Genomic DNA, 12,013 nt, shown 5'->3' with positions numbered 1-12,013 from the left:
GCTCAGGCGGGTTGACGCATCGTCATCGGCTGGCCGCATCCACGGCGTCCAGCACTGCCGCCCATGGAAGTTCACGCCCGGCCGGCGCCTCCCTCGGCTCGTGCAGCGGCCATACCTCCGGGCCGTAGACGACATGCACTCCCCCGGCTCGCAGGGCGTCGAGGTGACCTTGCCATGCCGGGTGGCGAGCGTGCGCAGCGTTCACCCGCGGGAAGACGACGACGGGGAGACCGAGGGTCCCGATAGCCTCGCCAACCTGCGTCAGGGCCTGGTTGTCCATCACGCCGGTAGCAAGCTTGGCGACCGTGTTGGCCGACGCCGGAGCAACCACGTAGCAGTCAACCGGCGGATGGGGGCGAGCCTCGCCGGGGAGGCGCGGTTCGTCGCGCACCTGCAGGCCGGTGAGCTTCTCCAACCGTTCAACCTCGCCGCTCATGCGCAGCCACTGCCCTGCGGTCGGCGTGAGCGTGACAGCCACCCGCCATCCGCGGTCCATGGCGGGCTCAACGAGACCGGTGCGCAGCACCTCTACGCCCCCGGCCGCTGACCCGACGACTCCCAGCACCCCACGCCTGCCTGAACTCACTGCACCGCCTTGCACCGCTGAGCCATAGCGAACACCTCGGACGAGCGCGAGGCACCGGTAACCGGGGACTGTTTGATCAGGTCTCGGAGCGTCTCACGCACCCTCGGATTGTTGCGTACGAGCTGCGGCGAGGTGCGCTCAGCCGTGCGCAGTTCCGCGAACGCGTCGTCCCCCTGCCCCGCGAGCGACAGGGCACGCGCGAAGTCGATGCGGTGCGAGACGCTGCGCTCCTGCGGCATGTGGTCGACGTTGATCCGGCCGTGTTCCACCACGTAGGAGACGTTGTCGAGATCCAGCTCGATGGACAGGCGGTGCAGCAGGACATTCGTCGGACCGAAGCCCGTCTGCCAGAAGTTCTCATCCGAACCGAGGTCATCCGCGAGTTCCTCGGCGCGGTTCAGCAGCGCCGTTGCGGTGGGACGGTCTTGGTGTCGTGCTGCCGCTACGGCGGCACGAAGGTGAATCATGCCGAGCAGGCTGAGCGCGGCCGGATCGTGCTCGGTCACCTGAGATGACAGCCACGCGGCGGCCGTGTTCCCGAGTTCGAGAGCCTCGTTGTAGCGCCCGTTGGCCAGCAGGGCGTGAGTGCCGGACCGTGCTGCCGATGCCAGGACAAGAGGATCGTCCGACTCATCGGCGGCTCGCATGGCGCGCTCGGCGGCAAGCCATGAGATGTCCGACTCACCGATCTTCGCGAGCGTCGTGGCCGCGAGGTGGTGCGTGCGTGCCGATACGGCCCAGCAGTCGCCACGGTCGTCCCCACGGCGCGCCGCTCGTTCCTCCAGCTCCTGTGCGGTTTGAAGCAGCGCGGGAAGCGCGGCAACCACGCTGCCGAGCCGACCTCCCTGGTAGTCGTTCCACGCGTGCTCCACACGGACGGCCACGGGGGCAGGGGTTGGAAGCTGCGCCTCAGCATCCGGCCCGAAGAGTAGTCGGGACAGCCGGCGCGGGCTCATGAGGGCGTCGCGTACCGCCGGGACGTCGTCCTGCTGCCGCTCGTCTTCCATGAGGACTGTCTGTCCAAGCAGATCCCCCAGAGGTACGCGCAGGATGCGCGACAGCTCCGCGAGCATGTCAATGCGGGGCGGCTTCCGACGCCCGGTCTCGATCTTCGCGAGCCAGTCAGTGCTACGACCGACCAGACCGGCCAGCACCTCTTGCGTGTAGCCACGGCGCTTCCGGTAGAACGCGATGCGCTCACCGATGCTGAGGTGATCTCCAAGACCACGCATTGCGTGATGCCTCCTGAACGTAGGGGCCCGCTTCACGGTACCGAGCCGGTCGTCGAGCTGGACAGATAGCCCGGCCGCCCGCTCGATCGTGAGGGGCGCGACAAGGCGCGGCCCGGACAGACTGTCCGGGCCCACGCTCGTGTACTGAGGTTGGCGGGCAGGGGGGTGTCCTGCGTGTCCGACTGTCCGATTGAGGCGCTGAACTGCACCAATGAACCGGACACCCTCAAAAGGCATGTGTCCGGGTGTCCGGGGCTGGAAGGCTGTAACACCCCGGGGCGGTGTTACAGCCTTCTCGCCGTGCGACCAGCGGGGCGATTCGCAGGGTGCCGGAATCCACCCCTCCGGCAAATGCGTGGCGAAACCGAACAGGCGGGCGGACTCTTGCCAGAGAACGGGCAGGTCAGCAGCCTAGGAGATCGAAAGCAAGCACATCTCTTCTAAGCGCTTGGCCGCAGGTTCGAGTCCTGCCGGGGGCGCCCGCGCTCCGCCCTCCTCCGGGAGGGCGTTTTTGCTGGTCGGGGCGGTTTCGACAGCCGCGGGACCGTCGTGGCGTGACGCTGGTGAGCGGACCGGCGCGGCCGACGGCCAGGCCTCTGCCCGCAACGACGTCGGCATCGCGCCGCGCGGGCTGGGAAGCGATGGCGAGGAATGACAGCGGGGCGGCGACGCTTGCGGGCCTTGCGACGCTTGCGGGCCTTGCGACGCTTGCGGGCCTTGCGACGCTTGCGGGCCTTGCGACGCTTGCGGGCCTTGCGACGCTTGCGGGCCTTGCGACGCTTGCGGGCCTTTCGGGTGTCGGGGGGGCATCCCGCACGCGCCGAGGCTCCGGGGGAGCCGGCGGAGACGCTCGCCGCGGCCGGCGCCGATTCCGCCGAGGTGCGCGCGACCTGGCCGCTCCCGGCCGGCACCTGCCGAAGAGCGGGCGCGCCGGAGTCGGCGAGCAGCGCCCGCGCCAAGGCCGGACAGGCCGCTGCCGGACAGGCCGCTGCCGGGGTGGCCCGAGACGGCCCGCGGGGCCCGGCGTTCGGCGTACCGTCCCGGCGTGGCCCGCGTGGCGATCGGTACTGTACCCACGCGCGTTGGAACGGCTTAACCTGTCAGGCCCGGGTAGTTGTCGCGTGACACGCTGCCCGCGGTACGCGTGAGGGGGACACGTGGACATGGCGCGAGCGGGAGGGACGCCTCCCGGAACGGTGGTGGATCACGGCGAGCGCGGGGCCCCGTGGCGCATACGGGTTCTCGGCGTCCGGGGGCCCGAAGCGGCCGGGTCCGGACGGGTCTCCGTGGCCGGTGCCGCCGTGCTGGTGGGCGAGCGGCTGGCGCTGACGTGCGCGCACGTCGTCGAGCAGGCGCTCGGCCTGCGCGGGCCGCTCCCGGAGGCTCCCGGCGGATCCTTACCGGTGGACTTCCCCGCGCTCTCCCGGGACGGATCCACGGTGACCGCGCGCGTGGCCCCGGGTGGCTGGCTGCGCAGCCCGCCCGCCGGTGACCTCGCGGTGCTGGCACTGGACGGGGCGCCGCCGCCCGGCGCGCGGCCCGCGCCGCTGGACGGCTCGCCTCCCGCGAGCGACGTCCGCGTACGGGCGTACGGCCATCCTGCCGCGATCCCGGACGGGCTCTGGGCGCGGGCGCGCACGATCGGCGCGGGCGGACCGCAGGCGCACTGGCTCCAGCTCGACGGCGTCGCCGGGCAAGGGGCCCGCATCGAGCGGGGGTTCAGCGGCGCCGGGGTCTGGGACGAGGAGCGCGGCAAGGTGATCGGGGTCGTGGCCTCCGTACTGGACGGCTCCGGACCCACCACTACGCGCGTCGCCTGGATGATCCCGCTCGGGCAGCTGGCGGGCACCGACTTCGCCGCCCTGGCCGACGGTGGTGTGCGGGGCCGGAACCACGCGACGGGCCCGGTCGCGACCGCCGTCAAGGCCGATCCGTGGGACGTCGTCGAGGCGCTGCTGGCCACGGGCGTGGCCGCGGCCGACGGCGGCCGGGGGCTGCTGACCCTCGTTCCGGGCCACATCACCGGGGGCATGCTCCGGGACGACCGGACACGGCTGCAGATGTTCCATCTGGTCAGCCGGTGCGGGGACTTCGCGGACGGACCGGCCGCGCTGGTGCGCGCGGTACGGCGCTTGGAGGGAGACAGCATCTCCGTGCGGGAATTCGTCGAACAGGCGCGTGCGCTGTGGCCGGACCGGCTGGACCGTGATGTCTGAGAGGTCCGAACGGATGCCGCGGGGGGCGCGTCCGACCGGCGCGGACGACCCCACGAACGCGGCGAACCCCACAAGCGCCACGAGCCCCACGAGCGCCACCAGCGCCGCGAACGCCACGAACGCCACGAACGCCACGAACGCGACAAGCACTGCGGGCGTGGCAAGCACCGCGGCCACGGCGCAGGGCCGGCTCCCCGAACGCCGCCAACCCAGCGATCCGGAACCGCACACCGCGCGCAACCAGCACGCCGAAGGCGGGCGGCACGCGGACGACCTGCCGCAGCCGGACGGTCTCCGCCACATCGAGGGCACCACCGAGGGCACCGCCTACGCCTCACCTGCCCCGGATACCCCCCGCGCCTCGCTCACCCCGTACACCCCGCCGGCCTCGCTGACCCCACAGACGCCCCACACCCTGCGCACCCCGCACGCCCCCTACACCGCGTACACCGGCGCGCGCCTCTCCCCCGGTGAGCTCGAGGCCCAGCTCGTGGACGCGCTGATGAAGGTGCCGGTCCTGGACGACCTCAAGAACCGCAGGCTCTGCGTGAGCAACACGCTCGCACGGCTCGGACAGCAGCTCTCCGTCAGCGACTTCGCGGAGAAGAAACCCCATCTGGTCGAGATGGTCCAGGTGTTCGGCGCGGTCGAGCAGGGCTGGCAGAAACTGGCGGCCGCGGTGTCCTTCCTGGCCGACTACGACCTGCCCTCCGCCCAGGCGGCCGCCGTGGCCGAGGGGCTCGCCCACCACACCGGCGACCTGACGCCCCGCCGCGAACTCGCCTCCCACCTCGGCGGGCTGGACCGGCGGAGCCTTCCCGCGCTGGAGGGGCTGTTCGTGTCCGCCGCCGGGGAGGCGTTCGGCCCGCTGCCCGCCACCGCGCGCACGGCCTGGGAGGCGTACGAACTCCTGGAGAACTGCAACGTCCCGCCCGACGGCGTCCCCCGTGCCGTGCGCTTCGTGCAGGAGGTCGCCTACGCCGTCGGCCCCGACCTCGGGGACGCGCTGCGCCGGTGGCTCAGCCGGTACGTGCGCACGTCCGTGAGCCAGGGCAGCGAGGCCATGGAGGTGCTCGAACGCTCCCGGCGCGACACCGGGCCCCGGCGCCGGGAGCGCGGCGGCACGGCCTATCTCGTCGTCCGCATCCATCCGCTGTCGGACGCCCCCGGCCACGTCTGGCTGACCTGCTGGACCAGCGCCGGCGGGGCCTGGGAGCCGCGCCAGCGGGACGACCGGCGGCTGCCCCTGGACGAGGTGCCCTCGCGGGTGGCCGCGCTGGTCGACCAGGAGGAGACCCGGCTGCGCCACCACACGGGCGACATCGTCCTGGAGTTCATCCTTCCGGTCGACATGGTCAACGAGCCGGTCGAGGACTGGCCCCGCGCGAACCCGTTCGGCGAGGCGGCCGGCGACACCGGCTTCGACCCGCCCTTCGGAATGGAGTACCAGGTCGTCATACGGAGCCTGGAGCGCATCGAGGCACTGGAGTCGCACCGGGTGTGGAACCTGCGCTGGGAGGTCCTCGCGGGCGGCGCGGCGGTGAGCTCGCATCGGTGCGAGCAGGGCGATGACGACCAACAGGCGTTGCTTTACAAGAAGTTGAGGCGCGACCCGTCCATCGTGCTGCTGGCGCTCGGCACCTCGCCGGACGAGGCCGCCGGTCGAAGCCAGCTCGTGCTGGGGCTGCGGCTGGGGCTGCCGGTTCTGCTCTGGGCGCATCAGGGGTCACTCGACGACCGGGAGCACACGGCTGTCGACGACCTCACCGACGTCGACGGCTGGGAGTCACTCCGGGAACGCGTGACGCGCTTGCGCTTCGCCTCCGATCCACGGGACGATGGGCGCGAGGGCGCACTGCGCTCTCGCATAGCTGTGCTGTGGGACGATCCAAGCCGCCTTCCCGAAGTCCCGGAGTCCGCAGGCTGAGCTCCCTGCGTAACCCGGCGGGTGTGCCAGCCCACCGGACTGCCGGGCCGACGGGGCGGGGGCCGGTTCGTACGGACGTGCACCGCTTCGTGCACGACTCAGGGTTGAGGGGGACGGTCGATGGCCGACAGGGGTCTGCACGATCCGTCAGCGGCCGACGGCACTGTTGCCGATCCAGGTGCATGGCACATCTATCAGGGTACGGGCCGGCCGCCCGAGGGCGCTCCGCTGATCGGTCAACTGCCCCCGCCCCCGCCGTGGCGCCGGTTCGCCGGCGCGCCCCTGATCACCGAGCCCGCGCCGCGGGACGACGCGGAGTTCACGCGCCGGCTGGGACCGGCCGACGACGCGGTGAAGCGCTCCGCGTCCACGCAGGAGAAGGACATGGTCAACGCGGCGCTCTTCCTGCGCCGCCCGCTGATCGTGGCGGGACCGCCCGGCATCGGCAAGTCGAGCCTCGCCCACTGCGTCAGCCGTGAACTGGGCCTCGGCCGTGTGCTGCGCTGGTCCATCACCAGCCGTACGACGCTCAAGGACGGCCTGTACGCCTACGACGCCATAGGAAGGGTGCAGGAGGCCGCCGCGCGCGGTGCCTGGCGCGGATCGGCCGCGGGCACCGCGCTCTCCACGTCCGGGCCCACCGACGCGGACGCGGACGCGAGCCCGGACGCCGGCCCGGAAGCGGACGCGACCCCGGACGCGGAAACCACCCCGCACGCGGACGCGGCGGACGCCCCCGACCACCGGGCGGACCGGCCCCTGCCGGAGCCCGACGGCACCCAGGAGCTCGGCGCCTACATCCAACTCGGCCCGCTGGGAACGGCGTTGTTACCCCGGCCCGAACCCCGCGTCCTGCTGATCGACGAGTTCGACAAGGCGGACATGGACCTCGCCGGGGACCTCCTCAGCGTGTTCGAGGAGGGCGAGTACCGCATCCCCGAACTGGCCCGTGTCCGCTCCCGCATGCCCGACGTCGAGGTGCACACGGACGACCCCGACGGCACCGCCGTGATCCACCACGGCCTGGTGCGCTGCGCCGCGTTCCCCGTCGTGGTGATCACCACCAACGGCGAGCGCGTGCTGCCCCCGGCCTTCCTGCGCCGCTGTCTCTACCTCGAACTTCCCCCGCCCGACGCCGGTCAGCTGGCGGCCATGCTCGCCGCCCACCTGTCCGAGGGCGACGCGGGACGCGCCACGCTGATCAGGGACTTCCTCGCCCGTTCCCGGACCACGGGCACGCTCGCCGCGGACCAGTTGCTGGCCTCCGAGTTCCTGCGCACGACCCCGGCCGGCCCGGACGAGAACTCCTGGAACGGACTGCTGCACTCGTTGTGGCGCAGGCTCGACGGGGTCGGGTCTGGATGATCCACTTGCCCTTCCGAGGCGGCGGGGCGCGTGACGGTGTCAGGCCGGGTGCCGCTTCGCGTTCCGGGCTGCGCGAGGAGCCGGGGAACGCGACGCCCCCGTGGGACGTGGCCCGTGACGCGCTGTGGCTCGCCATGCAGCGGGAACGGCTCATCCTGGCCGCGGCCGCCGAGCGCGGCCAGGCCGCCGGGGGCGCCCAGGGGCCCACGGCGGAGCGCTCGCACGCGACCGGGGCGGACACCCGGACCGGGCCGGGCGCCAGAACGGGCACGGACACCGGCCCGGGCGCGGAGAACACCGACGGGCTGCCCGCCGACGCCCTCGAGGCCCTGAACGAAGCGACCCGCGACACCGGCTCGGACCCCGGACCGTACGAGGGCCAGGAGCCGTACGACGGCCGGGAACCGGGCGACGGCACCGGAGCGACGGGCGACGACGGTACGCCGGCCGGCGCCGGGCAGCCGCCCCTCACGCCCGGCACCGACCCCACCGCGACGGGCGCCACCGACACGGCCGCCGCCCTGGGCCCGCCCGCCACCGCACGCGCGGACCGCATGGAGTCCCTGCTGGTGGAGCTGGGGCGGAAGCTGGCGCTGGACCGTTCGCGGGCCGTCGAGAAGGCGATGCTGCCCCTCAAACGGCTCGTCGACTCGCCGCACGACCTGGTCCTGGACGAGGAGGCGACCGCCGAGGCCGCGGCGGAGCAGGGTCTGTGGCTGCTTCTGCAACGGCCGCGGAAGGAACGCTGGCTGACGCTGACCCTGGTGGTCGACACCGGCGAGTCGATGCGCCTGTGGGCGCCCACGGCCGAGCGCCTCCAGGAGACGCTGTACGGCTCCGGCGCCTTCCGAGACGTACCGCTGACGACCTGGCCGGCCGACGGCCGCCTCCCGTGCCGGGGGAACGACCGCGACGGCCGTCACGTGCTGCTGGTGCTCACCGATCTCCAGGCGCCCCGCTGGTCCGACGGCAGCGCGCACCGCGCGCTCGCGCACTGGGCGCGGGACTTACCCGTCGCCGTCGCCCACGTCCTCCCCGAGCACGTGTGGGCGCGCACCGGTACGCAGGCCGGTCGCGTACGGCTGAGCAGCCCCCGGCCGGCCGCGCCCAACGCCGACTGGGACGTGACGCACGACGAGCTGGCCCTGGCCTTTGAGGACCTCGCGCTGGAGCCGTCCCTGGAGGATCCCGCGACGGCGCCCGCAGCGGGCGGCGGGGGCGAGGGGGGCCGTGCGGACGGGGCACGCGGTGCGGGCGTCACGGCGGACGCGGGGGTCGCGGTGCCCGTGGTCACGCTGAGCCCGGAAGGGCTGGGCGGCTGGGCGCGGTTCACGGCGGGCGAGCAGCCGGGCGAGTGGGCCACCCGGGCGCTGCACGTGTCCCCCACGGTCACGGCGGCGGGCCCGGTGCCCCGCCCGGAGCCCGCCCGGCACGCGGCGCCGGACGCCCAGGCACGCGCGCTGCGCGCCCAGGTGTCCCCGACCGCCTACCGGCTGGCCCGGATGTGCGCCGCGCTCCCCCTGCTCAATCTGGCGGTGCTTCAGATGGTCCAGGCCCGGCTGCTGCCCGAGGCCCGCACCTGGCACGTGGCCGAACTGCTGCTGAGCGGGCTGCTGCGGCGGGTGCCGGCCGATCCGGAGGCGCCCTCGCTGGTGCGCGCGGAGCTGGAACTGGGCAACGACCTGCGCCGGGAACTGCTCTCGGACGGCACGAAGGCGGAGACGGCCCGCGCGATGACGGTCACCTTCGACTATCTCGCGACCGCCGTTCAGGGCCCTATGGGCTACACCTTCGGCCAGCTGGGCGGAATCGTGCGCGACCCGACTCGCGTCTCCCGGCTGCCCGTGGAAGCGTTGCAACCATGGGTTTCCTCCATTCTGCCTGCCTTCGCGGCCATGGCCGGCCCCTACGCCGTGGCCCTGAAGGAGCTGAAACACAGATTGTCGGCGGCCGCTGAGACGCCAGGCGCACCACCCCCCTCAGTGCCGGACGACGCAACCTCCGACGGCGACACCCCGTTAGCACCGGGTGCGGCCGAAGTACCGCAGTCCGAAGAAGAAGGGAACGCTGAAGTGAGCGGCTTGCAGTCCGCCGAAGTCGGGCCGAGGAGTGACGGGCTGCAGAAGCCGCCACCAGTCTGGGGAAATGTCCCTCCGCGCAACCGGGCCTTCACCGGCCGGGTCCAGCTGCTGCAGGATCTGCACCGCAGACTGCAGGAGGGGACCACCGCGGTGCTGCCCGAGGCGCTCCAGGGAATGGGCGGCGTAGGGAAGTCCCAGCTCGCCGTCGAATACGTGTACCGACATCTCCACGAATATCAGGTCATCTGGTGGATTCCCTCCGAACAGCCGCAGCAGATTCGCCAGTTCCTGGTGATGCTGGCGGGCCGGCTCGGACTGAACGTCGGCAACGGTGAGGCCAACAGCGCGGTCCCGGCGGTGATAGAAGCGCTGCGCGTCGGTGAGCCGTACAAGAACTGGCTTCTTGTTTTCGACAACGCGGAAAATCCCGAGGCCGTGCGCGAATTCTTCCCGACGAACGGCCCCGGCCGTATTCTCGTCACCTCCCGGAACGCCCAGTGGGCGGCCTCGGCCCGGCCGCTGGAAGTCGACGTGTTCACGCGCGAGGAGAGCCGGGCGCTGCTCCAGTTGCGCGCCCCCACCCTCGACGACGAGACCGCGGACCGGCTGGCCGAGACGCTCGGCGATCTGCCGCTGGGCATCGAGCAGGCGGCGGTGTGGCTGTCCGAGACCGGTATGCCGGCCGAGGAGTACCTGCGCCTGTTCGAGCAGCAGGCCAACGAGCTGATGAACAGCGATCCGCCGGCGGACTACCCGCTGACGGTGGCGGCCGCGTGGAACGTGTCGCTGGAGCGGCTGCGCCGCAACCACCCCGCCGCGCTCCAACTCCTGCAGGTCTGCGCCTTCTTCGCGCCCGAGCCGATCTCCCGGCGGCTGCTGTCGGGCGTGCGGGACGCACCGGTGCCCGCCGAGCTCAGCGCCGCCCTCAGCGACCCGATCAAACTGAGCCGGGCGATCCGTGAGATCAACCGGTACGCGCTGGCGCGCATCAACCACAACACCAACACCATCCAGCTGCACCGCTTGGTCCAGCGGGTCCTCATCAACCAGATGTCGGAACCGCTCAAGAGGCAGATGCGCGAAGGGGCACACCGGCTGCTCGCCAAGGGCGACCCGGGCGAGCCGGAGGCCTCGCACCAGTGGCAGCAGTACGGCGACCTGCTCCCGCACGTGCTGCACAGCGGCGCCGTGCGCTCCACCGACCCGTGGGTGCGCCAGCTCGTCCTGAACGAGGTGGCGTACATGTTCGCCTGGGGCGACCACCAGGGCTGCGCCGACCTGGCGAAACTGGCGTACGACACCTGGCGGGGCCAGGACGGCGCGGACGCCGAGCACGTCTTCGCCGCGGCCAAGCCGTACGCCGACGCGTTGCGCATCCTGGGCCGCTACTCGGAGGCGTACGAGCTCGACCAGCGGACCCTGGCCGGGATGAGCGAGGTGCTCGGTTCCGAGCACGAGTCGACGCTCGAGGTCACCAGCATGCTCGCCTGGGACCTGCGGCTGCGCGGCGACTTCTCGCGCGCGCTGGAACTGGACAAGCACGTCTTCGACACCTGCACCCGGCTGTTCGGGCCGAACGACGTGACGACCCTGGTCGCGGCCCACCGGCACGCGCTCAACCTGCGCTACATCGGCGCGTTCCAGGAGGCCCTCGACCTCGACCGGGAGACGTACCGGCGCAGGGTGGAGGAGTTCGGCGAGAACCACCTCTCGACGCTGTCCACGATGGCGGCGGTCGCCCTGGACCTCCAGGAGGGCGGACAGTACCTCGCCGCCCGCGACCAGGCCCGGGACGTCGCGGACCGCTACCAGTACAACTACGGCCACGCCCACCCGCACACCATGGCCGCGCTCAGGCTGCAGTCGGTGACCGAGCGGCGGGCCGGCAACCACGCCCGCGCGCTGGAGCTGTCCGGCCAGGCGCTCGGCCTCTTCCGCACCCGGTACGGCGACAAGTACCCGCTGACCGTGTCCACGCTGGTGGCCCATGCCATCGACGTACGGCAGAGCGGCGACCTCACGGAGGCGCTGCGGCTCGGGCAGGAGGGGTACGAGGGCTTCGAGGTGCTGCTGGGCCACGACCACCCGCACACCGTGGCCGGCAGGGTCAACCACGCGATCTGCCTGCGCCTGGCCGGGCATGTCGAGGAGGCGCACGCGATCGACACGGAGGCGCGGGACCGGCTGGTCGAGGCGCTGGGCGAGGACCATCCCAACGCGCTGGCGTGCAGCTCGAACCTGGCCGTGGACCTGTACGAGCTGGGCGAGGTGCAGCAGTCCGTGGACGTCGCCCGGCGCGCGCTGGAGCAGGGCCGGGCCCGCTTCGGCAGCGGCGTCGACCACCCCGTGGTCCTGGCCACCGCGCTGAACCTGGCTCTGGGCCTGCGGCAACTGGGCCAGAGCGAGGAGGCGGAGGAGCTCTACGCCGACACGCTCGGCCGCTACCGCACGGCCCTCGGCGAGGACCACCCGGCCTGCCGCGCCGCCGAGGACGGCCGCTCGGCCAACTGCGACATCGACCCGCTGCAGATCTGACATTCCCCCCTTCGGGAGCGGCCCCGGCCGGCCCCGGCGCGCACCGGCCGACGGTGCGCGCCGGGGCCGGT

At 72.6% G+C, this 12,013-nt stretch carries 6 protein-coding genes; 4 read left to right on the top strand and 2 right to left on the bottom strand.

Annotation, left to right across the window (positions count from 1 at the left end):
• Nucleotides 1-22: 22 nt before the first annotated feature.
• A complete protein-coding gene (locus IE217_RS15675) occupies nt 23-526 on the bottom strand; it encodes a flavoprotein (RefSeq protein WP_229865319.1) in 504 nt (167 codons plus the stop codon).
• Nucleotides 527-582: 56 nt separating this feature from the next.
• Nucleotides 583-1,953: a helix-turn-helix domain-containing protein gene (locus IE217_RS15670; RefSeq protein ID WP_229865318.1), complete on the bottom strand. Its 1,371-nt coding sequence runs from the start codon at nt 1,951-1,953 to the stop codon at nt 583-585.
• Between the two features lie 1,151 nt (nt 1,954-3,104).
• Here IE217_RS15670 and IE217_RS15665 point away from each other — a divergent pair.
• From IE217_RS15665 to fxsT, 4 genes are all read left to right on the top strand, one after another.
• Complete coding sequence (locus IE217_RS15665; protein ID WP_190178460.1) at nt 3,105-4,034, top strand: trypsin-like peptidase domain-containing protein; 930 nt, start codon at nt 3,105-3,107, stop codon at nt 4,032-4,034.
• A 157-nt stretch (nt 4,035-4,191) separates the two neighbouring features.
• Nucleotides 4,192-5,961 carry a VMAP-C domain-containing protein gene (locus IE217_RS15660; RefSeq protein WP_190178459.1) on the top strand — a complete coding sequence of 590 codons (1,770 nt, stop codon included), beginning with the start codon at nt 4,192-4,194 and terminating at the stop codon, nt 5,959-5,961.
• Nucleotides 5,962-6,081: 120 nt separating this feature from the next.
• On the top strand, nt 6,082-7,326 hold the full coding sequence (locus IE217_RS15655) for a MoxR family ATPase (protein ID WP_190178458.1): 1,245 nt from the start codon (nt 6,082-6,084) through the stop codon (nt 7,324-7,326).
• A gap of 107 nt (nt 7,327-7,433) precedes the next feature.
• A complete protein-coding gene (gene fxsT, locus IE217_RS15650; protein ID WP_190178457.1) occupies nt 7,434-11,942 on the top strand; it encodes an FxSxx-COOH system tetratricopeptide repeat protein in 4,509 nt (1,502 codons plus the stop codon).
• The last annotated feature ends 71 nt before the right edge of the window (nt 11,943-12,013 follow it).

Source organism: Streptomyces naganishii JCM 4654, assembly GCF_014650575.1.
Classification (GTDB): domain Bacteria; phylum Actinomycetota; class Actinomycetes; order Streptomycetales; family Streptomycetaceae; genus Streptomyces; species Streptomyces naganishii.
Note: the sequence above shows the minus strand (reverse complement) of the source record. Positions and strands in the feature narration are given on the sequence as shown.

Coding starts and splice junctions, on each gene's coding strand:
- IE217_RS15655 (WP_190178458.1), top strand. CDS start 6,082: ATGGCCGACAGGGGTCTGCACGATCCGTCAGCGGCCGACGGCACTGTT.